This is a genomic window from Methylobacterium sp. Leaf111, assembly GCF_001423285.1.
Lineage (GTDB): Bacteria > Pseudomonadota > Alphaproteobacteria > Rhizobiales > Beijerinckiaceae > Methylobacterium.
On the sequence record NZ_LMNE01000001.1, the window covers coordinates 775,622 to 797,034 of the forward strand.

General features: G+C 73.7%; 21 protein-coding genes and 1 riboswitch. Of the genes, 12 read left to right on the plus strand and 9 right to left on the minus strand.

Going from position 1 to position 21,413, the window contains the following annotated elements; all coding sequences use genetic code 11:
- Nucleotides 1-10: 10 nt before the first annotated feature.
- From ASF41_RS03420 to ASF41_RS03430, 3 genes are all read right to left on the minus strand, one after another.
- Nucleotides 11-1,540 (minus strand): malonyl-CoA synthase, encoded by a 1,530-nt coding sequence (locus ASF41_RS03420; RefSeq protein WP_244479536.1) that lies wholly within the window; start codon nt 1,538-1,540, stop codon nt 11-13.
- Between the two features lie 122 nt (nt 1,541-1,662).
- Nucleotides 1,663-3,069, minus strand: a complete 1,407-nt coding sequence (locus ASF41_RS03425; protein WP_056352535.1) for a malonyl-CoA decarboxylase — start codon at nt 3,067-3,069, stop codon at nt 1,663-1,665.
- A 152-nt stretch (nt 3,070-3,221) separates the two neighbouring features.
- Entirely contained in the window at nt 3,222-3,422 is a 201-nt protein-coding gene (locus ASF41_RS03430) for a hypothetical protein (protein ID WP_056214779.1), read from the minus strand.
- A gap of 495 nt (nt 3,423-3,917) precedes the next feature.
- On the opposite strand from ASF41_RS03430, the gene ASF41_RS03435 reads away from it, so the two are divergent.
- Nucleotides 3,918-5,108, plus strand: a complete 1,191-nt coding sequence (locus ASF41_RS03435) for an MFS transporter (protein WP_056490820.1) — start codon at nt 3,918-3,920, stop codon at nt 5,106-5,108.
- A gap of 7 nt (nt 5,109-5,115) precedes the next feature.
- Here the strand turns inward: ASF41_RS03435 and cobD are convergent, their stop codons facing one another.
- Nucleotides 5,116-6,120 (minus strand): threonine-phosphate decarboxylase CobD, encoded by a 1,005-nt coding sequence (cobD, locus tag ASF41_RS03440; protein ID WP_056490823.1) that lies wholly within the window; start codon nt 6,118-6,120, stop codon nt 5,116-5,118.
- Between the two features lie 12 nt (nt 6,121-6,132).
- Between cobD and cbiB the strand changes: the two genes are divergently transcribed.
- Together cbiB and ASF41_RS03450 are read left to right on the plus strand one after the other, a co-directional pair.
- The gene (gene cbiB / locus ASF41_RS03445; RefSeq protein WP_056490825.1) at nt 6,133-7,134 is read left to right on the plus strand and encodes an adenosylcobinamide-phosphate synthase CbiB; all 1,002 of its coding nucleotides are present in this window, start codon (nt 6,133-6,135) and stop codon (nt 7,132-7,134) included.
- Complete coding sequence (locus ASF41_RS03450) at nt 7,131-8,273, plus strand: DUF3616 domain-containing protein (RefSeq protein WP_056490828.1); 1,143 nt, start codon at nt 7,131-7,133, stop codon at nt 8,271-8,273. The genes cbiB and ASF41_RS03450 overlap by 4 nt, the downstream gene beginning before the upstream one ends.
- Here the strand turns inward: ASF41_RS03450 and ASF41_RS24580 are convergent.
- The 5 genes from ASF41_RS24580 to cobU all read right to left on the minus strand — a co-directional run bounded on the left by ASF41_RS24580 (nt 8,260) and on the right by cobU (nt 11,761).
- Nucleotides 8,260-8,397: a hypothetical protein gene (locus ASF41_RS24580; RefSeq protein WP_156389707.1), complete on the minus strand. Its 138-nt coding sequence runs from the start codon at nt 8,395-8,397 to the stop codon at nt 8,260-8,262. The genes ASF41_RS03450 and ASF41_RS24580 overlap by 14 nt on opposite strands.
- Nucleotides 8,398-8,464: 67 nt before the next feature.
- The gene (locus ASF41_RS03455) at nt 8,465-9,919 is read right to left on the minus strand and encodes a cobyric acid synthase (protein WP_200941246.1); all 1,455 of its coding nucleotides are present in this window, start codon (nt 9,917-9,919) and stop codon (nt 8,465-8,467) included.
- Nucleotides 9,916-10,632 carry a hypothetical protein gene (locus tag ASF41_RS03460; protein ID WP_056490831.1) on the minus strand — a complete coding sequence of 239 codons (717 nt, stop codon included), beginning with the start codon at nt 10,630-10,632 and terminating at the stop codon, nt 9,916-9,918. Before ASF41_RS03460 ends, ASF41_RS03455 begins: the two co-directional genes overlap by 4 nt.
- Nucleotides 10,632-11,231 (minus strand): cob(I)yrinic acid a,c-diamide adenosyltransferase, encoded by a 600-nt coding sequence (gene cobO / locus ASF41_RS03465; RefSeq protein ID WP_056275327.1) that lies wholly within the window; start codon nt 11,229-11,231, stop codon nt 10,632-10,634. Before cobO ends, ASF41_RS03460 begins: the two co-directional genes overlap by 1 nt.
- Nucleotides 11,228-11,761: a bifunctional adenosylcobinamide kinase/adenosylcobinamide-phosphate guanylyltransferase gene (cobU, locus tag ASF41_RS03470; RefSeq protein WP_200941247.1), complete on the minus strand. Its 534-nt coding sequence runs from the start codon at nt 11,759-11,761 to the stop codon at nt 11,228-11,230. The genes cobO and cobU overlap by 4 nt, the downstream gene beginning before the upstream one ends.
- Nucleotides 11,762-11,846: 85 nt before the next feature.
- A riboswitch (cobalamin riboswitch) is annotated at nt 11,847-12,040 on the plus strand.
- A 37-nt stretch (nt 12,041-12,077) separates the two neighbouring features.
- On the opposite strand from cobU, the gene ASF41_RS03475 reads away from it, so the two are divergent.
- From ASF41_RS03475 to cobJ, 9 genes are read left to right on the plus strand one after another with little or no spacing between them, the layout of a single operon-like run.
- Nucleotides 12,078-12,254, plus strand: coding sequence for a CbtB-domain containing protein (locus ASF41_RS03475; RefSeq protein ID WP_055947494.1), 177 nt, complete (start codon nt 12,078-12,080; stop codon nt 12,252-12,254).
- Between the two features lie 27 nt (nt 12,255-12,281).
- Nucleotides 12,282-13,052, plus strand: a complete 771-nt coding sequence (locus ASF41_RS03480; RefSeq protein ID WP_056214759.1) for a CbtA family protein — start codon at nt 12,282-12,284, stop codon at nt 13,050-13,052.
- Complete coding sequence (locus ASF41_RS03485) at nt 13,045-13,485, plus strand: DUF1636 domain-containing protein (protein ID WP_244479537.1); 441 nt, start codon at nt 13,045-13,047, stop codon at nt 13,483-13,485. The genes ASF41_RS03480 and ASF41_RS03485 overlap by 8 nt, the downstream gene beginning before the upstream one ends.
- Complete coding sequence (cobW, locus tag ASF41_RS03490; protein ID WP_056490837.1) at nt 13,482-14,516, plus strand: cobalamin biosynthesis protein CobW; 1,035 nt, start codon at nt 13,482-13,484, stop codon at nt 14,514-14,516. Before ASF41_RS03485 ends, cobW begins: the two co-directional genes overlap by 4 nt.
- A 9-nt stretch (nt 14,517-14,525) precedes the next feature.
- Entirely contained in the window at nt 14,526-17,879 is a 3,354-nt protein-coding gene (gene cobN / locus ASF41_RS03495; RefSeq protein ID WP_056490840.1) for a cobaltochelatase subunit CobN, read from the plus strand.
- The gene (locus ASF41_RS03500) at nt 17,876-19,216 is read left to right on the plus strand and encodes a hypothetical protein (RefSeq protein ID WP_056490843.1); all 1,341 of its coding nucleotides are present in this window, start codon (nt 17,876-17,878) and stop codon (nt 19,214-19,216) included. Before cobN ends, ASF41_RS03500 begins: the two co-directional genes overlap by 4 nt.
- A complete protein-coding gene (locus ASF41_RS03505; RefSeq protein WP_055947476.1) occupies nt 19,213-19,845 on the plus strand; it encodes a precorrin-8X methylmutase in 633 nt (210 codons plus the stop codon). Before ASF41_RS03500 ends, ASF41_RS03505 begins: the two co-directional genes overlap by 4 nt.
- Nucleotides 19,845-20,636: a precorrin-2 C(20)-methyltransferase gene (locus tag ASF41_RS03510; protein WP_056490845.1), complete on the plus strand. Its 792-nt coding sequence runs from the start codon at nt 19,845-19,847 to the stop codon at nt 20,634-20,636. Before ASF41_RS03505 ends, ASF41_RS03510 begins: the two co-directional genes overlap by 1 nt.
- Entirely contained in the window at nt 20,633-21,409 is a 777-nt protein-coding gene (gene cobJ / locus ASF41_RS03515; protein ID WP_056490848.1) for a precorrin-3B C(17)-methyltransferase, read from the plus strand. The genes ASF41_RS03510 and cobJ overlap by 4 nt, the downstream gene beginning before the upstream one ends.
- The last annotated feature ends 4 nt before the right edge of the window (nt 21,410-21,413 follow it).

A 21,413-nucleotide genomic window follows, 5' to 3' on the forward strand; every position in this document is an offset into this window, starting at 1 on the left:
CGGTGCCGCCTCAGGCGCCGCCGGGCGCGTAGAGGCCCGCATGGGCGTCCCGCAGCAGGTTCTTCTGGACCTTGCCCATGGTGTTGCGCGGCAATTCCTCGACGAAGAGGACGCGCTTGGGGCACTTGTAGCGGGCGAGCCGGCCTTCGAGCGTGCGCAGGATCGCGGCCTCGTCTGGCACGTCGGCCCGGCCGACCACCACCGCCGTGACGCCCTCGCCGAAATCGGCATGGGGCAGGCCGATCACCGCGGACTCGACCACGCCCGGGAGGGCGTCGATCTCGTTCTCGATCTCCTTCGGGTAGACGTTGTAGCCCCCCGTGATGATGAGGTCCTTGCCGCGCCCGACGATGTGGACGTAGCCGTCCGGGTCGATCTTGCCGAGGTCGCCGGTGATGAAGAAGCCGTCGGCCTTGAACTCGGCCGCCGTCTTCTCCGGCATCCGCCAGTAGCCCTGGAAGACATTCGGACCCTTCACCTCGATCATGCCGACGGCATCGGCCGCCAGGACCGCCCCGGTCTCCGGGTCGACCACCCGCACGGCCACGCCCGGCAGGGCCGGGCCGACGGTGCCCGCCACCCGCGCGCCCGCGTAGGGGTTCGAGGTGTTCATGTTGGTCTCGGTCATGCCGTAGCGCTCGAGGATGGCGTGGCCCGTGCGGGCCTGCCAGTCGCGGTGCGTCTCGGCCAGCAGCGGCGCCGACCCCGACACGAACAGACGGATTCCGGCGGTGGCGTCCGGCGTCAGGCCGGCCTCCTTCAGCAGGCGGGTGTAGAAGGTCGGCACGCCCATCATGGCGGTGGCGCGCGGGAGCAGGGCGAGGACCTGGGTCGGATCGAACCGCCCCAGGAACAGCATCGTTCCGCCGCTGGCCAGCACCGTGTTGGTGGCGACGAACAGGCCGTGGGTGTGGAATACCGGCAGCGCGTGGAGCAGCACGTCCTCCGCCGTGAAGCGCCAGGCCTGGACGAGGGTGCGGGCGTTCGAGGCGAGGTTCTCGTGGCTCAGCATGGCGCCCTTGGAGCGCCCCGTGGTGCCCGAGGTGTACAGGATGGCCGCGAGGTCGTCCGGGCCGCGCGCCACGTCGGAGAAGGCTTCCGTCTCGGCATCGGCGGCCTCGGCCAGGGTGCCGTGGCCCCGCGCGTCGAGGGTGTGCACCACCGGCACGCCGGCATCCCGCGCTACGGGCGCGAGGGCCTCGTGCTTGGCCGGATCGCAGACGAACAGGGCCGGCTCGGCGTCGCCCAGGAAGTAGGCGATCTCGGTGGGGGTGTAGGCGGTGTTCAGGGGCAGGAACACCGCCCCGGCCCGAACCGCGCCGAGATACAGGAACAGGAATTCCGGGCTCTTCTCGGCCTGCACCGCCACCCGGTCCCCGGGCTTCACCCCGGCGGCCGCCAGGGCCGCGGCGTAGGCGCCCGAGCGCACGATGAGGTCCGCGTAGGAGTAGCGGGCGCCCTCGCCGGTCTCCAGGAACAGCTTGGCGGCGGGATCGGCCGGCAGGCTCTGGCGAACGAGGTCGAAGAGGTGATTGGTCATCGGCGTTTCGGACATGACGGGGACGGATACGCTGTCGATCGTCGGTTTCCTACGATCTTCGCTTCGCTCCATCGAGGTGGCGGGAAATGCGATGTCGCCCGAGGGCGGCGTGGGTGGACGGCTCAGGCCTCGGCCAGGGCCACCGCCCGCATCGGCGGCAGGTTGCTCCGGAGCTCGCGGCTCACCGCGCTGGAGGCGGCGACGGTGCCGAGATTGGCGTAGGTCTCGTGGTTCTTCTCGATGGCCGAGAGGTCGTAGAGATAGTTGACCATCAGGCCGCGCGATTGGGCGAGCCCCTTGGGGGAGACGTCACCGAGGAAGTTCAGCCGCTCCAGCCGGGCGCCGTTGCCGAGATGGAACCGGGCGACGGGGTCGAGGGGCCGCCCGCGCTCGTTCTTGGCGCGCAGGAAATAGGCGGCCGCCGCCGGGATCATCGCCTTGCGCACGGCCTCGCACTTGGCCTTGTCGGTCTGCCAGTCCGGTTCGTCGATGATGCGCAGGGCCTCGACGTCGTCGCGGGTCAGCCCCTGCGGCGCGTCGGAGCGGCGCTCGCGGTCGAGCCAGGCGGAGAAGCCCGGGACCGGCGAGAGGGTGACGAAGGTCTTCAGGCTCGGGATCTCCCGGGCGAGGTCCTCGACCACCTGCTTGATCAGGAAGTTGCCGAAGGTGACGCCGGCCAGCCCCTTCTGGCAGTTCGAGATCGAGTAGAAGATCGCCGTGGTGGCGGCCTTAAGCGGCAGGGGTTCGCGCTCATGGGCCAGGATCGGCGCGATGGCGGGGGCGATGCCGGCGGTGAGCGCGACCTCGACGAAGATCAGCGGCTCGTCGACCAGGGCGGGATGGAAGAACGCGAAGCAGCGCCGATCCGTCGGCTCGATCCGCCGGCGCAAGTCGTCCCACCCGGTGATCTCGTGCACCGCCTCGTAGCGGATGATCTTCTCGAGGATGTGGGCCGGGGTCGTCCAGTCGATGTGGCGCAGGACCAGGAAGCCGCGGTTGAACCACGAGGCGAACAGGTGCTCGAAATCGCTGTCGAGGCTGTCGGCGGCGTCGATGAGGTCGGGGTCGGCCTCCTCCTGACGGAGCTCGCGGCGCAGCCCGAACAGGTCCTCGCGCATCCGCACCAGGGCGCGGGTCCCGTCCTTGGCGAGGTTCAGGCGACGGATGAGTTCCTGGCTCCGCGGCTCAGCCGCATCGTGGAGGGCGCCCAGGGCCGCCCGGGTCGGATCGGCCCGGTAGGCCGCGATCGCCTCGTCCACGGCGGCATGGTCGGCGGCGAACTCGGTGGCGACGAGGCGCAGGAAACCGGTACGCTCGGGCCGGGCCAGGGTGGCGTAGCGTTCGAGGATCAGCCGGGCCAGGGCCACCCCGGAGGCCTCGCCGCGCCGGGAGATCAGATCCTCGCAGAGCTTGACCAGTTCCTGGGCGGTGGCACGGGCCGCCAGGTCACCCCGCCCGATGCCGATGAGATCCCGGCCCCGGTCGCTGATGGTCTGGAGCAGATCGCCGAAGAAAGAGATCGCCGCCATGGCACGCCGCCTGCCCCCTCACTGGCGCCCGACCTGGGCGCACCGGCGGCCCCACGCGTCGTAGGGTCCCGGCTTGGCCGCTACCTTAGGGCGGCTCCACGCGCAGGACCAGAGACCGTGGCCGTAAAGACGCGCAGGGCGGGGGCGCGGCCCTAATCCTGGCCGGAAGCCGGGGCGATCTCCGCCTGGTCCGCCCGCTCGCGCCAATCCACGACCCCGTGCTGCCGGGCGAAGCGCAGTTCGGCGGCGCGCAGCGCGCGCATCGGATCCCGGGCGCGGGTGATGTCCACCGAGCCGACCGTGAACGGCACACCCAGGATCTGCTTGGCAAAGTTGACGCGGTAGGTCGCCATTCGAAACTCCCTGGACGATGAGCGCGGCCTTGCAGGAGCGCCGACTTGACCTCCGCGAACGCCGCGACTCACCGGGTCCGATTTCAATCAGAGCGCAAGTTGCGCAGAATTCCAAGTGCAGGGTGCAGGAAGGAAAGCCGCAACACAGGTCGCCCATAACATTCGGTATATGGGACGACTGAAATTCCGCGCACATACCCCGCGACGACGTGGCCGAGGGGGTGGCGGCAAGACAAAGCCTCCGTGCGCGAAAGAGTAGGGGCCAAGTCGGGCCGGACGATCAGGGGCGACGAAGACCGATTCCCATCCCTCGTCCGACCGTTCCGGGTTGCCGAAGCCAGTGCGCAGGCCTAACCGGGCAGCGGATGCCCCCGTCGGCGCCCGGATCCCATCGCGGCCCCGGCTCCGCCGCCCCCCCGAGATCCCGCGCATGACCCTCCAAGCCTGCCCGCCCCCCTGCCTGTCCGCGCGCGGAGTCGCCGAGGGCCGCCCCGCATGAGCGGCGGAGCACAGGCCGATACGGCCGGACGCCACGGGTTCACGCCGCGGGCCCGGCTCGGGCTGACCCTGATCGCGGGCGGGGCCGTCGCAAACATCTACTACAACCAGCCCCTCCTCGGGCTCCTCGTCGGGGAGTTCGGCGAGCGTGCCGCCCTCTGGGTCCCGACCGCCTCCCTCGTCGGCTATGGGCTCGGCATCCTCGGCCTGGTGCCGCTGGGGGACACCCTGTCCCGCCGGAGCCTGATCATCGGCCAGACCCTCGGCCTCGCCGTGGCGCTCCTGGCCGCGGCGCTGAGCCCGAACCTCGCCTGCCTGGCCCTGTCCAGCCTCGTCATCGGCATCCTCGCCTCGGCGGCGCAGCAGGCGGTGCCCTTCGCCGCCGAGCTGGCGCCGGACGCCACCCGCGGCAGCGTGGTGGGCCAGGTGATGACCGGCCTCCTCACCGGCATCCTGCTGGCGCGCACGGCCAGCGGCCTCGTGGGCGCGCAGTACGGCTGGCGGGCGGTGTTCTTCGCGGCGGCGGTCGTGGCGCTGGGGATGACCGGCATCGCCGCCGCCACGCTGCCGAAGATTCCGCAGACCCGGCCCCTGCGCTACCGCGCCCTGATGCTGTCGATCCTCCACCTCGTGCGCAGCCAGCCGGTGCTGCGCCGGTCGAGCCTGTCGCAGGGGCTGCTCTTCGCCAGCTTCAACGCCTTCTGGGCGACCCTGGCCCTGCTGGTCGAGGCGCCGCCCTTCAACCTGACGGCGGCCGGGGCGGGGATGTTCGGCGTCATCGGCGTCGCGGGCGCCTTCGTGGCACCGCTCTCGGGCCGCTTCACGGACCGGCGCGGCCCGCGCCCGATGGTGGTGGCCGGCGCCCTCTTCGTGGTCGCGGCCTTCGCGGTGCTGTGGGCGGGCGGCGCCTGGTCCCTGATCGCGGTGGGCCTCGGGGTCCTCCTGATCGACATCGGCCTCAACGCCGCCCTCATCGCCAACCAGACCCGGGTCTACGCCCTCGTTCCGAGCGCCCGCGGGCGGATCAACACCGTGCTGTTCACGGTGATGTTCGTATTCGGGGCGTTCGGGGCCTTCGCCGGTTCCCAGGCCTTCCTCATGGCCGGCTGGTCCGGCGTCTGCGCCGTCGGCATCCTCCTGGCGGGCGCGGGCTTCCTCGTGAACGTGCTGGAGCCGAGGGGCGCCTGATCGTCCCTTACCGGAGGATCCGCGACAGCCGGCACCAGGCCGCCTTGTCCGGCGGCAAGCCGAAGCGCAGGCGCGCGGGGGTCCCGGCGAAGCGCCGGACATAGATCCCGGCCGCGCCGAGGCGGTCGAACAGGCCGGGCGCGTCGGGAAAGTCGGCGGTGCGGAACAGGCAAGTGCCGCCGATCGGCGTCCCGCCGGCCCGCAGGATCATCCGGTCGAGGCGCGCGGCATCCGCGGCCCGGGCGATGGCGGCCTCCCGCCGCCAGGGCGCGTCGGACAGGGCGGCGCGCCCGATGGCCAGCGCCGGGCCCGAGACCGCCCAGGGCCCGAGCGCCTCCGCGAGGGCGGCGGCGAGGCCCGGTTCGCCGAGGGCGAAGCCGAGCCGGATGCCGGCGAGACCGTAGGTCTTTCCGAAAGAGCGCAGGACCACGAGGCCCGGGCCGAGGGAGGCCCCCAGGGTCTCGATCGGCTCCAGGTCGGCGAAGGCCTCGTCGACGACGAGCAGGCCCCCGCGGCCCGCCAGGTCGTTGGCGAGCGCCCGCAGCGTTCCGGCCTCCCAGGTCCGTCCGTCCGGATTGTTGGGGTTCACGACGACGACCACGTCCGTGTCCCGGGCCGCCCCGAGCCCCGGGACGGTCACGACGGCGTGGCCGGCCCGGGCCCAGGCGGCGGCGTGCTCGGCATAGGTGGGCCCCACCACGGCGACGCGGGCGCGTGTCACGAGGCGCGGCAGGGTCTCGATCAGGATCTGGGTTCCGGGCGCGGCGACGATCCGGTCCGGATCGGCCACCCCGTAGGCGTCGGCGGCGGCCGCGCGCAGGGCGCCGAGGTCGGCGGCCGAAGGCAGGCCCCGGAAGGCGCTGGCGTCGAGGACCGGACACGGATAGGGCACCGGATTGATCCCCGTGGAGAGATCCAGCCAGGGCTCGAGCGCTTGCGGGAAGAGGCGTCGGGCGGCATCGAGATCGCCGCCATGGGCGATTCCGTCACCCATCCCCGGGCCGCGCGCCATCACCGAGACCGCATGTCCTGGACCGCCCTCACCCATCCGCCCGATACGCTCATCGTCCTGGTGCTCGCCCTCGCCGTCGAGGCGGCAGCCGGCTATCCGGATCGGCTCTACAGGGCGCTCGGCCATCCTGTCACCTGGATCGGCGCGCTGATCGCGACCCTCGACCGCCACTGGAACCGGGGGGCACCGGTTCGCCGCCGGCTCGCGGGCGTGGCCGGGCTCCTCGTGCTTCTGGGGGTCGTCGGCAGCCTCGCCCTGACCCTCACCGCCCTGGCCGGCGCCGCCGGCCTCCTGCCCGCGCTCCTCGTCCTCGCCCTGCTGGCGGCGAGCCTGCCGGCCCAGCGCAGTCTGCACAACCACGTCGCCCGCGTGGCGGCCGATCTGCGGTGCGAGGGCCTCGCGGGCGGACGCCGCGCGGTGTCGATGATCGTCGGGCGCGATCCCGAGACCCTGGACGAGGCCGGCATCTGCCGGGCGGCCATCGAGAGCCTCTCCGAGAACTTCTCCGACGGCATCGTGGCGCCGGCCTTCTGGATCGGGGTCGGCGGCCTGCCCGGCGGCGCGCTCTACAAGGCGATCAACACCGCCGACAGCATGATCGGCCACCGCACCCCGCGCCACGAGGCCTATGGCTGGGCCGCCGCCCGCCTCGACGATCTCGTGAACCTTCCGGCCTCGCGGCTGACCGCCCTGCTCCTCGTCGCGGCCGCGGCCGTCCATGCCGGCGCTTCGCCCGGCCAAGCCTGGCGGGCGGTGCGGCGAGATGCCAGCCGCCACCGCTCGCCCAATGCCGGCTGGCCGGAGGCCGCCATGGCGGGGGCTCTCGGCTTGGCGCTCGCCGGCCCCCGAACCTACGGCACCACCCGCGTCGCGGATGGCTGGATGGGCGACGGGCGCACGGAGGCGACCCCGGCCGACGTGGAACGGGCGCTTGCGCTCTACCGCACGGCGTGCGGATTCCTGTTCGGACTCGCCCTCCTCCTCCTGGTCCTCCTCAAGGTCGCCGTCGCATGATCCGGTCGAAGACGACACGCCTCGGGCGACGGGGAGCCCTGGCGCTGGCCGCCCTCGGCCTCGCCGCTCCGACCCCCGGCCGCACCGCCGAGGGCCTGCCGACGCCCTACACCGTCACCCGCGATTTCGACGGCGATACGAAGGGCGACGGGGCCTACGACCTCAGCGGCATGGCCTGCCGCCCGACCGACGCGGACGGCAGCCGCCTCTGCGTCGTGGTCAACGACGAGAACCGCGGCGCGCAGTTCGCCCGCCTCGCCGGGACCACGCTGACGCCCGGCGCCACCGCCTACGACCTCGGCACGGCGCCCTCGCCGGCCATCCGGGGCACGCCCCCCGCGCAGTCCCGATGCAGCGGCGGTCCGGGCAGGTTCGATCAGCTCGACGGCGAGGCCGTGGCCTATGCCGAGCCCTTCTTCTACGTCACCGGGTCGCACGGCTGCACCCGGGGCAAGCGCAGGTACAAACTGTCGTCGATGATCCTCACGCGCCTGCGGCCGAACGCCGACGGCACCGCCGCCGCGGAGACGGTGAGCACCTACCGCCTGTTCGACGCCCTGATGGCCTCCGCGCCCGTGCGCGACTCCGTGCTGCGCGACCTGGAATTCGATTGGAACGCCTTGCCGCCGGAGGGCACGCCGCAGCCGAACGGCCTGAACGTCGAAGGGCTCGCGGTCGTGGGCGGGCGCCTCTACGCGGGCCTGCGGGCACCGAGCCTCGCGGGCAAGGCCTTCCTCGTCTCCGTACCGGTCGAGGCGCTGTTCGCGGATGGAAACGCCGCCCTGTCGGCCGAAATCGGCACGATCCCCCTGGAGGCCGGACCCGATGCGGGCGTCCGCGACCTCACGATCCTGCCCGACGGACGGATGCTGGTGCTCACGGGCTCGTCCCGCAACGGCCTGCCCGTTCCCTTTCGGCTGTCCCTCGTCGACCTGCCCTCCGGCGCCCTGACCCCCGTCGCCACCCTCACGCCGGTCCGCGGCGAGAACGAGAAGGGCAAGGTCATCGACGGCAAGGCCGAGGCCGTGGTCCCGCTCGGATCGGGCCGGGTCCTCGTCCTGTTCGACAGCCTTCGGAACGGGGCGCCGCACGCCTACGCGGTGCCGATCCCGGAGAGGGGCGCGCCTACGCCCCCCTGAGGCTCGGGCCGGCTTCCGCCGCGCCCCGGCGCGCGGCGTCGCGGCGGAGCGCCGAGAGCACGACGAACATCAGGCTCGCGCCGAGGCCGAGGCAGGGGTCGATCCGGGGCGGGGACGGGATCATGGAGGCTTCCTCGCCGCACCCGTCGTGAGGCAGGCGTTCCGGCGCCAAGCCTAAAACCGTCGGGACGCTACGAGGCCAGGGCGAGCAGCGCGTCGCAGGCGACATGCGCCTCGCAATGATCCGCGAGCCGGTCGAGTACCGCCTCGATGCCGGCCTCGTAGGCCAGCCCGCTCGGGGCCGCCCCCAGGCGGCCGAGCCAGGCGCCCCGCTGGCGGTCGTCGGAGAACAGGCCGTGCACGTAGGTGCCGGTGACGCGGCCGTCGGCCGAGACCGCGCCGTCGAGGCGCCCGTCCGCGAGCCGGATCGCCGGACGCGCGGTGTCCGGCCCGGTGGTGTCGCCCACATGCATCTCGTAGCCCGAGAACGGCACGCCGTCCGGCTGGCTCGTGCCGGTCACGGCGGCCAGATGCTTCACCGGCGTCATCACGGTCTCGACGTCGAGGAGCCCGAGACCCGGCACGGAGCGGGGCGCACCCTCGATGCCGTGCGGGTCGTCGATGCGCCGGCCGAGCATCTGGTAGCCGCCGCACAGCCCGAGCACCCGCCCGCCGCGCCGGACATGGGCGCGCAGGTCGATGTCCCAGCCCTCCGCGCGAAAGGCGTCGAGGTCGTCGATGGTGGTCTTCGAGCCCGGCAGGAGCACGAGGTCGGCCACCGGGATCGGCTCGCCCGGGCGCACCAGCACCACCGCCACGTCGGGCTCGGCCCGAAGCGGGTCGAGGTCGTCGAAATTGGCGATGCGCGGCAGCACCGGCACGGCAACGACCCTGCGCCGGGCCGATCCGGTGTCCGAGCCCGCGAGGCCGAGGGCGTCCTCCGCCGGCAGGCGCGCCGCGTCGGGAAAGTGCGGGATCAGCCCGAAGCTCGGCCAGCCGGTCGCCTGCGCGATGGTGGCCATGCCGTCGGCGAACAGGCTGGGATCGCCGCGGAAGCGGTTGACGAGGAAGCCCCGGATCATCGCGGCGTCCTCCGGGTCGATCACCGCCTTGGTGCCCACGAGGCTGGCGATGACGCCGCCCCGGTCGATGTCGCCGAGCAGGATCACCGGCGTGCCGGTGGCGCGGGCGAATCCCATATTCGCGATGTCGCCGGCCCGCAGGTTGACCTCGGACGCCGAGCCCGCCCCCTCCACCACCACGAGGTCGGCTTGCGCCTTCAGGTACGAGAAGCTCTCCAGCACGGAGGCGAGGAGACGCGGCTTCCAGGCCTGATAGTCCCGCGCCCTGGCGGTGCCGACCATGCGGCCCTGGACCACGACCTGGCTGCCGGTCTCGCTCTGGGGCTTCAGCAGCACCGGGTTCATGTGCACCGATAGCGCCACCCCCGCCGCCCGCGCCTGCAACGCCTGGGCCCGCCCGATCTCGCCGCCATCGGCGGTGACGGCGGCATTGTTCGACATGTTCTGCGGCTTGAAGGGCCGCACGGCGAGCCCGCGCCGCGCGAAGACCCGGCACAGCCCGGCCACGATCAGCGACTTGCCGACATCCGAGCCGGTGCCCTGGATCATGAGGGCGTGGGTCATGGCTGCGGCCCGTCCGACGGGGATGCGGCGCAGGCCGGATCGGCGGGCCGCGCGGCGCGACGAAAGGCCAGGATGGCGGCCCCGTAGGTCTCGACCACCTCCGAGAACGGCACGCGCTCCGCCGTGAACAGCACGGCCCGGTGCCGGAACAGATGGTCGGGAATCGCGAGGTCGCCGCAGGTCGACGCCGGGGGCGGCGCCTGCTCCCACCCTTGCGGCAGGGGCTGCCACAGGAGTTCCGCCCCGATGGTCTGCCGCGTCGTGCCGAGGGCCTGGACCGCCCGGCCGAACGGCGTGTCGGTGGTCTCGAGCAGGCGGTTCATCTCCGGGGTCAGGCGCTCGGGCACGTACCAGTTGTCCGCCTCCGACAGGACGTGGTCGCCGCAGGCGAGCCGCACCTGACGGTAGCGGAGGACGGTGTCGGGGCCGGCATTCAGGCGCCGGCGCGTCTCCTCCGAGGCGGGCTTGTCCGCGCCGCGCTGCCGATTCGCCGCGAGCCGCGGCGTCGCGGCCATGCCGTGCTCGGTGCACCAGCCTTCGAGGGTCGCGGTGGCGGAGCGGCTGGCGAGCAGCCGGGCGTTCAGGCCCTCCACCACCGCCAGGGCCTCGACGCGGCCGAGATAGCTGGCCGGCCAGGCCGGCGCGGTTTCAGCGTAGGCCGGATGGATGCCCGACAGGACAAGGAGCCCGACCGGGCCGAGGACGAAGCGCATCAGAATTCGATGCCCACCTGCGCCTTCACCCCGGCGGCGAAGTGATGCTTCACGACCGCCATCTCGGTGACGAGGTCGGCGGCCTCGATCAGGGCCGGCTTGGCGTTGCGGCCGGTGACCACGACGTGGAGGTCCGGTCGGCGCGCCCGGAAGGCCGCCACCACGGCCTCGAGATCCAAGTAGTCGTAGCGCAGGGCGATGTTGAGCTCGTCCAGCACCACGAGGCGGATCGTCGGATCGGCCATGAGGTCGAGGGCCTTGGCCCAGGCGTGCTCGGCGGCGGCGATGTCGCGGGCCTTGTCCTGGGTTTCCCAGGTGAAGCCCTCGCCGAGGGTGTGCCAGTCGATCCGGTCGCCGAAGGCCGTGAGGGCGTGCTTCTCGCCGGTGTCCCAGGCACCCTTGATGAACTGCACCACGCCGACGCGCCAGCCGTGGCCCAGCGCCCGCAGCATCAGCCCGAGGGCCGCCGTGGTCTTGCCCTTCCCCGGCCCGGTGTTGACGATGAGGAGCCCCTTCTCAATCGTCTTCTCCGCCACCTCGGCATCCTGGACGGCCTTGCGCTTCTCCATCTTTTCGCGATGGCGGTCGGCGTCGGTCATGGGGTGGCTCCGGGTTGGGGTTTCACGATCAGGGGCAGGCCCGCCACCGTGAGGACGACGCGGTCCGCCTGGGCCGCGAGGCGCTGGTGCAGGCGCCCCGCCGCATCGCGGAAACGGCGGGCCAGCGCGTTGTCCGGCACGATCCCGAGGCCGACCTCGTTGCCCACCAGGACCACCGGGCCGGAGGCCGCCGCGCAGGCCGCGAGCAGCGCGGCGGTGGCGGCGTCCACGTCGGCCTCCGCCAGGATCAGGTTGGTGAGCCAGAGGGTGAGGCAATCGACCAGCACCGGCCCGGTCGCGGCGGCGACCGCCTCGGGCAGGGCGAGCGGCACGTCCTGCGTGATCCAGCCGTCCGGGCGGCGGGCGCGGTGGAGCGCGATGCGCTCGCGCATCTCGTCGTCCCAGGCCTGGGCGGTGGCGAGGTAGAGCCAGGGCCGAGGCTGCGCCTCGATCAGCCCCTCGGCATGGGCGCTCTTGCCGGAGCGCGCGCCGCCGAGCACGAGGGTCAGTCTGGGTGGAGGATGCGGCATGCGGCCTGCTGTGCCCGAAATCGAGGTCCCGGGTCAAAGGCGGGAATCCGATCCGGGCCGCGTTGTCAGCAGATCGGCAACCGCGTAGAAGCGTGGACCGGACGGTGCCCCGGCGACGGGGTGAAAAGGGAATGCGGTGAGGGGGCGACCTCGAAACCGCAGCTGCCCCCGCAACTGTGAGCGGAGACGGGACTGCCATCAGCCACTGGAGCGATCCGGGAAGGCGGCAGGACCAGCGACCCGCGAGCCAGGAGACCTGCCGTCCTCCCGCTCGATGCTTGACGGCCGCCGGCGGGGCGGCCAGGAGATGAACCCGATGTCGACCAACACCCTCGTCCTGACCGGCACCCGCACCAACGAGCGCCTCGGCGCCGTGCTCGTGGCCGCCTTCCTCGGCCTCGGCCTCGTGTTCATGGCAGGCTTCGCCCCCGCGATGGCGCTGCACAACGCGGCGCACGACTTCCGCCACAGCCAGAACTTCCCCTGCCACTGAGCGTCTCCGCTTAAGGCAGACAATCCCATGATCATCCGGCTCGTGTCGGCGGCCCTGGTCGCCGGCTTCCTCGCGGCCGTCGTCGCGACGGGCCTGCAGCTCGCACTCACCTCGCCGCTCATCATCGCGGCCGAGCGCTACGAGACGCAGGCCTCCGCCGCCCCCGTTCGGCCGACCCCCGCCTCGCTGATCGTCCGCGTCCATGGCGGTCACGATCACGGCACCAAGGATCCCTCGGTGGCGGGCGGCGAGGTCGCGCCCGACTGGCAGCCCGGCCCCGGCCTGCCGCGCATGGCCTTCACCGCGCTCGCCACCCTGGTGGGCGGCGTCGGCTACGCGTTCCTGCTCGGTGCCGTGCTCCTGGCCTGCAACCGCGAGCCCAGCCCCGAGACCGGCCTGCGCTTCGCCATCGGCGGCTTCCTCGCGGTGGCGCTGGCCCCCGCCCTCGGCCTCGCGCCGGAACTCCCCGGGATGGAGGCCGCGCCGCTGGCCGACCGCCAGTTCTGGTGGGTGATGACCGCCGCGGCCACCGCCATGGGGCTCTACCTCATCGCGATCCGGCGGGCGCCGATCACCATCGCGGGCGGCATCGTGCTCCTCGTCGCGCCCCATCTCGCGGGTGCGCCGGAGGCGAGCCACGCCGCCTCGAACCTGCCGGCCTCCTACGCCGCGCAGTTCGCGGCGCGCTCGCTGGGCATCGCCTTCGTGTTCTGGGCGGTGATCGGGCTGGCCTATGGCTGGGCCTGGGGGCTGTTCGGCAAGACCCGGCCGACCCACGCGCGGCCGACCCATGCCTGACCACATGCCCAACCCGCGGCCTGACACGGACCACGCCGCCGTCACCCTCTACGTCTGCGCCACCTGCCGGACGGCCGGCGACGCCTCGGAGCCGCGGGCTGGCGCCCGCCTGCTCGCCGCGCTTCAGGACGCCGTGAGCGCCGGCGGCCACCCGGGCATCACGGTCGAGAGCGTCGAATGCCTCTCGGTCTGCAAGCGCCCCTGCACGGTGGCGGTGGCCTCGCAAGGCCGCTGGACCTACGTCTACGGCGATCTCGACCCGGTCGCGTCGGCCGGCACCATCCTGGACGGCGTGGCGCTCTATGCCGAGACGCCGGACGGCATCGTGCCGTGGAAGGCCCGGCCGCAGGAATTCCGCAAGGGCGTCGTCGCCCGCCTTCCCCCATTCCCGCCGCCCGTCGCGGCGCCCCCCCTTCCGGACGCCGCCGAATGACCCTCGTCGCCAAGATCCCCTGCACCATCGTCACGGGCTTCCTCGGGGCCGGCAAGACCACCCTGGTGCGCCACCTCGTGGAGAACGCGAACGGCCGGCGCCTCGCCATCATCGTCAACGAGTTCGGCGACATCGGCTTCGACGGCTCGTTCCTGGCCGCCTGCGGCATCGAGGGCTGCGGCGACGAGGACATCGTCGAGCTCGCCAACGGCTGCATCTGCTGCACCGTGGCCGACGATTTCGTGCCGGCCCTGAACAAGCTCCTCGACCGGGCCGATCCGCCCGAGCACATCCTGATCGAGACCTCGGGCCTCGCCCTACCCAAACCCCTGGTCCAGGCCTTCCAGTGGCCGGCGATCCGCTCGCGGGTGACGGTGGACGGCGTGGTCGCGGTCATCGACGGCCCGGCCGTGGCCGCCGGCTTCTTCGCCGACGATCCGGCGGCGCTCGCCGCCCAGCGCGCTGACGACGCAAGCGTCGACCACGACAATCCCCTCGAGGAGGTGTTCGAGGACCAGCTCCTCTGCGCCGACCTCGTGGTGATGAACAAGGCCGACCTCCTCGACGAGGCCGGGCGCGCCAAGGTCCGGGCCGAGGTCACCGAACACCTGCCCCGCGCGGTGAAGATGGTGGAGGCCGAGCACGGCCGCCTCGACCCGCGCGTGATCCTGGGGATCCAGGCGGCGGCCGAGGACGACCTCGACGCGCGTCCCTCCCACCACGGCGAGGGCGAGGACCACGACCACGACGACTTCGATTCGGTGGCGCTGCCGGTGGCGGCCACGGCCTCGGCCGAGGACCTGGCCATCCGCGTCGCCCGCGCCGCTGAGACGGAGGGCGTGCTGCGCATCAAGGGCTTCGCCGAGGTTACCGGCAAGCCGATGCGCCTCGTGGTCCAGGGCGTCGGTGCCCGCATCGCCCACCATTACGACCGCCCCTGGAAGTCCAGCGAGCTCCGCGACGGCCGCCTCGTGGTGATCGGCCTCAAGGGGTTCGACCAGGCCGCCGTCGCCGCCGCCTTGGCGGGATAAGCGCCCGCCATGCACCTGATCCGCATCGATACGGTCTCCCTCGACGAGGGCGAAGCCGCGATCGATCTCGGTCAGGCGCCGGGGGACATCGTCTTCCTGTCCTTCACCGATTCGGATCTCTTCGGCATGGCTGGCGCCCACGCGGCGGTCTTCCCGCCGGGTTCGGCCGGAGGCCCGACCCTGCGGCTCGCCAAGCTCGCGAAACTTCGCCACCCGATGTCGGTCGACCTCTACGTCGAGTCGGTGATCGCCCAGGCGCGGATGGTGGTGATCCGCTGTCTCGGCGGCCTCGATTACTGGCGCTACGGCATCGAGCGCGCCAGCGCGGCCGCCCGCGCCGCCGGGGTGGCGCTCGTGGTGCTGCCGGGCGACGACCGGCCCGACCCGCGCCTCGACGCCTATTCGACGAAGCCGGAGCTCGCCCCCGACTTCGACGCCTATTTCCGGGCCGGAGGCACGGCGAACCTGCGCCGCCTGGTCGGGCGCATGGCCGCCGCGATCGGATATCCCGCGGCGGTCGAGGCGCCCCTGCCCCTACCCCGCGGCTTCGTCTGCTGCCCGGGCTGCGGCCCCGTCGCGGACGGGCAGGCCCGCGCCGCCGGACGACCGTTCCAGACCGCCCCGGCCGAGGCGCCGCTGGCGCTGGTCGTGGTCTACCGGTCCAGCGTGCTCTCGGGCGACACCGCGCCGATCGCCGCGTTGGGCGCCGCGCTCCAGGCGCGCGGCCTTGCGGTGCTGGCCGTGGCGGTGTCGAGCCTGAAGGACCCCGCCGCGATCGCGCCCCTCCGGGCGGCCATCGCGGCGCATCGGCCCGCCATCGTCATCGCCTCCACCGCCTTCTCGGCGCGGGAGGATGCCGGGTTCGTCCTCGATGCCGCCGATTGCCCGGTCCTACAGGCCTTCAGCATCGGCGCGGCGCGGGACGCCTGGGCCGCCTCCGCCCGGGGCATGGGTGCGGCCGACCTCGCAATGCAGGTCGCCCTGCCGGAATTCGACGGCCGGCTCTCCGGGTTTCCGATCTCGTTCAAGGAGGAGGGTCCGGAAACCGAGGGCTTCGCCGAGCGCCGTGCCGTGCCGCACCCGGAGGGCATCGCGGCCCTGGCCGAGCGTGCCGCCGCCTGGATCCGCCTTGCCCGGCTCCCCCGGGCCGAGCGCCGCCTCGCCCTGGTGCTTTCGGACTATCCCGCCCGCGGCGGCCGCGCGGGCTTTGCCGTCGGCCTCGACACGCCGGAGAGCGCGCGGGCGATCGTCGCGGACTTGGCGCAGGCCGGCTACGGCATCGGCGCATTGCCGGACGCCGAGGCACTGATGCGGGGTCTGACGCAGGGGCCGAAGGACTTCGCGGTCGACCTCGAGGCCTACCGGGACTGGTTCGGCACGCTGCCCGAGACCGCGCGCGCGGCCCTCGACGCCGAATGGGGTCCGCCCGAGGCCGACCCGGTCTGCCGGGACGGCGCGTTCCGCTTCGCGAGCGTGGCCCCTGCGGGCGGGCGCCTCGCGGTCTTCCTGCAGCCCGATCGCGGGCGGTCGACGGACCGCAAGGCCGCCTATCACGACCCAGACGCGGTGCCGACCCACGCCTATCTGGCCTTCCACCTCGGGCTGCGCAGCCAGTTCGACGCCCTCGTTCACCTCGGCACCCACGGCACCGCCGAGTGGCTGCCGGGCAAGGCCGTCGCCCTTTCGCCGGATTGCTGGCCGGCCCGCGCCGTCGGGGCGCTCCCGGTGGTCTATCCCTTCATCGTCGACGATCCGGGCGAGGCCGCGCCCCTGAAGCGGCGACTCGGGGGCGTCGCCCTCGGACACCTGACGCCGCAGACCGGCGTGACGGGGCTCGACCCCGACGCGGCGCGCCTGCGCGCGCTCGTGGAGGAATACTCCGCCGCCAGCGTCCTCGACCCGCGCCGCGCCGCGATCCTGGCGCGCACCATCCTGGACGAGGCGATGTCGGCCGGGCTGCTCGCCGGTGCCGGGATCGACGCCGACACGCCGATGCCGGACGCGCTCGCGGCCCTCGACGCGCATCTGTGCGACCTCGGCGAGGTGACCGCGCGCGACGGGCTGCACGTGTTCGGCCGGGCCGGGGCCGAGGCCTCGGAGGCGGTGGCCGCCTGCGCGGAGGGCGAGCGCCTCGGCCTGCTGCGTGGCCTCGACGGCCGCTTCGTGGCGCCCGGTCCCGCCGGCTCGCCGTCGCGCGGGCGCACCGACGTGATGCCCACGGGCCGCAACCTCGCCACCCTCGACCCGCGCAGCCTGCCGACCCGGGCCGCCACCACCCTGGGGGCCAGGGCCGCCGACGCCGTGGTCCTGCGCTACCTGCAGGACGAGGGCGAGTACCCGGCCCGGATCGTCATGGATCTCTGGGCTTCGCCCACCCTGCGCACCGGCGGCGAAGACATCGCCCACGCCCTGGCCCTGATGGGCGTGCGCCCGGTCTGGGACCACGCCTCCACCCGGGTCACCGGTTTCGAGGTGCTGCCGCTGGCGCTCCTCGACCGGCCGCGCATCGACGTGACGGTGCGGGTCTCGGGCGCCTTTCGCGATACCTTTCCCGAGACCCTGTCGCTCCTCGCCCGGGCCGCCGAGGCAGTGGCAGCGCGGGAGGAAGAGGATGACGAGAATCCGCTGGCCGCCGCCCGCCGCCGGGGCGAGGCGCCGGCCCGAGTCTACGGCGCGGCGCCCGGGCGCTACGGCGCGGGGGCCGGCGGCCTCGCCCTCGACGGGGCTTGGGACAGCCGCGACGATCTCGGGCGGGCCTATCTCGCCGTCACGTCGCACGCCTATGGGAGCGCGGCGGACAGGGAGGATGCGGGCTTCGCCGCCCGGGTGGCCGGCGCCGACGCCTACGTGCACGCCTTCGACGTCGCCGAGCGCGACCTTCTCGACGGCGACGCCGCCGTGGAGGCGATGGGCGGCTTCTCGGCCGCCGCCGCCCTGACGGGGGCGAGCCCCGCCCTCTACAGCCTCGACGTCGCCACGCCCGAGAGCCCGAAGGCGCGCACCGCCCGCGAGGACGCCGCCCGTCTGATCCGGGGCCGCCTCGCCCATCCGCGCTGGATCGCGGCGCAGCTCCGGCACGGCTACCGCGGCGCCCAGGAACTGGCACAGGGGATCGACGCGGTCTTCGTCCTCGCCGCCACCACGGACGCGGTGTGCGACGCCGACCTCGACCGGCTCTACGGGGCGATGATCGCCGACCTCGAGACCTTCGAGACCCTGCGGGCGGCCAATCCGGAGGCGGCCCGCGCCATCCTCGAGCGCTTCGACGAGGCCCGCCGGCGCGGCCTCTGGACCACCCGGCGCAACGCCATGGCGGCCGACGAGATGGCGGCCGACGAGCTGCTGCGCGAGGCGGCGGAATGACCGCGCCCCGCCGCGTCGCCCCGGAGGCGCCGAGCCGGCGCGGCTGGTGCCCCAGCCTCGCCCGGCCGATGCCCACCGGCGACGGCCTGCTCGCCCGCGTCCACCCGCCCCTCGGGCGCCTCACCCCGGCCCAGGCCCGGGCGGTGGCGGCGGGCGCGCGCCGCTTCGGCAACGGCCATGTCGACGTCACAGCGCGGGCCAACCTGCAGATCCGCGGGGTCACCGAGGCGACCCGCTGCGACCTCGCCGAGGCGCTGGCGGCCATCGGTCTCGGGGATGTCCGCCACGACGGGGGCCCGCAACGCCTGACCCTGACCCCGCCGCTGGCCGGGCTCGAACCCGAGGCGGTCCCGGCCCTGGCCCAGGCCATCGAGGCGATCGGGCGGGTGATCCCGGGCCTGCCGCCGAAGTCGCTGGTGGCCGTCGAGGCGGCCACGCACGGGATCAGCCTCGGTTCGGCGGAGGCCGACCTTCACGCCGTCGTCACGCGCGCAGGTTTTGCCCTGCGCCTCGCCGGCGACGCGGCCTGGTGGCGCCTGCCCGACGGTGCGGCGCCGACCATCATCGAGGCGGCCCTGCGCCTGCTGGCGGCGAGCGGGCAACGGCGGATGCGCGATGTTCCGGCAGCGGCCTGGGCGGAGACCCTGGCTCGCTTCGGCCTGCAGCGCATCGCCGGGCCGGCCGAGTCGGCCGCCCTGAGCCCGGGCTTGCTGGCCCTGCCACCCCTCTCTCTCCCGGACAGCGAGTCCCGGCGATCCCCGCCCCCGAGGGCGGAGGGGCGCGTCGCCCTCCTCGTCGACGCCCCCTTCGGCCGCTGCACCGCCGACGCCCTCGACGCGCTCGCCGACACGGCGGACGCCGTCGGCGGTGCGGACCTGCGCCTCTCGCCGACCCGCGGCTTCCTCCTCGTCTGCGCCGACGCCGGCGTTGCCGAAGCCGCGCGGGAAACCCTGGCCGGGGCCGGCTTCCTGACGCGGGCCGACGATCCGCGCGGGGCGGTGGCGGCCTGCCCAGGCGCGCCGGCCTGCGCGTCGGGATCGACCCCGACCCTGCACGACGCGGCCCGCCTGGCCGAGGCGTTCCGGCCCTTCGCGGCGCGCGGCCTGCGCGCCCATGTCTCGGGCTGCCCCAAGGGCTGCGCCCATCCGGGCGCCGCCGACCTCACCCTCGTCGGGCGGGACGGGTGGTACGACGTGGTGCTGTCCGGGCGGCCGGATGCCTTGCCGGCGACGCGCCTCCCTTTCGAGGCCGCGCTGGAGCGCGTAAGGAGGGCGGATTCGGCACATTCCCTCGCCCGGATCTTCCCAGACCACCCGCCAGGACCGCGACCGTCATGAGTTCCCGCCTCGACTACCTGCGTGACGGAGGGGCCATCTATGCCCGCTCCTTCGCGATGATCCGGGCCGAGGCCGATCTCGCGCGCTTCCAGGGCACCGCCGAACGGGTCGTGGTGCGGATGATCCACGCCTGCGGCATGACCGACCTGCCGCGCGACGTGGAGGCCTCCCCGGACTTCGCGCAAGCCGGCGAGGCGGCCCTGAAGGCCGGCGCGCCGATCCTGTGCGACGTCCGCATGGTCGCCGACGGCGTCACGCGGGCGCGGCTGCCCGCCGACAACCGGGTGATCTGCACCTTGAGCGATCCGCGCGTGCCGGACCTCGCCGCCGCCATGAACACCACCCGCTCGGCCGCCGCCATGGAGCTCTGGCGCGAGCACCTGCCCGGCAGCGTCGTGGCGGTGGGCAACGCCCCGACCTCGCTGTTCCGCCTCCTCGAGCTTCTCGACGAGGGCGTGCCGCCCCCTGCCGCCGTCATCGGCATCCCAGTCGGGTTCGTCGGCGCCGCAGAGTCGAAGGAAGCCCTCGCCCGCGACGGTCGGGTGCCCTTCATCGTGGTCCATGGCCGGCGCGGCGGCAGCGCCATGACGGCCGCGGCCATCAACGCGCTCGCGCAAGAGATCGAGTGATGGATTCCGGCGAGCGCCTTCCCCCCGATGCGGCGGAACGGACCGAGATCCCGCGCGCGGTGAGCACCGGCACCCTGTACGGCGTCGGCATGGGCCCGGGCGAGCCGGACTACCTCACCGTGCGCGCCATGCGGGTGCTGGAGCGGGCCCCGGTGCTGGTGCATTTCTGCAAGAAGGGCCGGCGCGGCAACGCCCGCACCATCGCGGACGCCGTGCTCGCCGCCGAGCCGGGGCGCGAATGCCCCCTGGTCTACCCCTACACCACCGAGCTCCACCCGGAGCACCCGGACTACGTCGCGGCCCTCGCCGCCTTCTACGACGACGCGGCCGGGCGCCTCGCCGACCATCTCGGTGCGGGCCGGGACGTCGCCATCCTGTCGGAGGGCGATCCGTTCTTCTACGGCTCGTTCATGCACCTGTGGCGGCGCCTGAAGGACCGCTTCCCCGTGGAGGTCGTGCCCGGCGTCACCGGGATGTCCGGCTGCTGGACCCGCGCCGGCACCCCGATCACCTGGGGCGACGACGTGCTGACCGTGCTGCCCGCCACCCTGCCGCACGCCGCCCTGGTGGAGCGCCTGCGCGCCACCGACGCCGCCGTGCTGATGAAGCTCGGCCGCCACCTGCCGAAGGTGCGGGCGGCGCTCGCCGAGGCCGGCGTGCTGGAGCGCGCGGTCTATGTGGAGCGCGGCACCATGGCGGGCGAGCGGGTGATCGCCCTCAAGGACAAGCCCGACGACGAGGCGCCCTACTTCTCGATGGTGCTCCTGCCCGGCGAGGGACGCCGGCCGTGAGCGGCCCGACCTCGGCTTCCGGGTCCATCGCGATCGTCGGTCTCGGCCCCGGCGATCCGCGCCTCCTGACGGCGGCCGCCCAGGAGGCCCTGGCCCAGGCGCAGGATCTCATCGGCTACATTCCCTACGTCGCCCGCGTGCCCAAGCGGCCGGGTCTCGTCCGCCACGCCAGCGACAACCGGGTGGAGGTCGACCGGGCCCGCCACGCCCTCGAACTCGCCGCCTCCGGCCGGCGCGTCGCGGTGGTCTCCGGCGGCGATCCCGGCGTGTTCGCCATGGCGGCGGCGGTGTTCGAGGCGGTGGAGGCCGGCGATCCGGCCTGGGCCCGGCTCCCCATCACGGTGGAGCCCGGCATCACCGCGATGCTGGCCGCCGCCGCCCGCCTCGGCGCGCCCCTGGGCGGCGATTTCTGCGCGATGTCCCTCTCGGACAACCTCAAGCCCTGGGAGGTCATCACCGCCCGTCTGGAGGCGGTGCTGCGGGCGGATTTCGTGATCTCCCTCTACAACCCGATCTCCTCCGCCCGACCCTGGCAGCTCGGCAAGGCCCTCGATCTGGCCGCCGAGATCCGGCGCGGCGACACGCCGGTGATCTTCGCCCGCGCCGTCTCGCGGCCCGACGAGGCGATCCGAGTGCTCACCCTCGACGAAGCGCGGACGACCACGGCCGACATGGCCACCATGGTGATCATCGGCGCCTCGGCCACCCGCCTGATCCCGCGCGGCGACGCCACGCCCTTCGTCTACACGCCGCGCAGCGTGCCGGCGGCGTGATGCG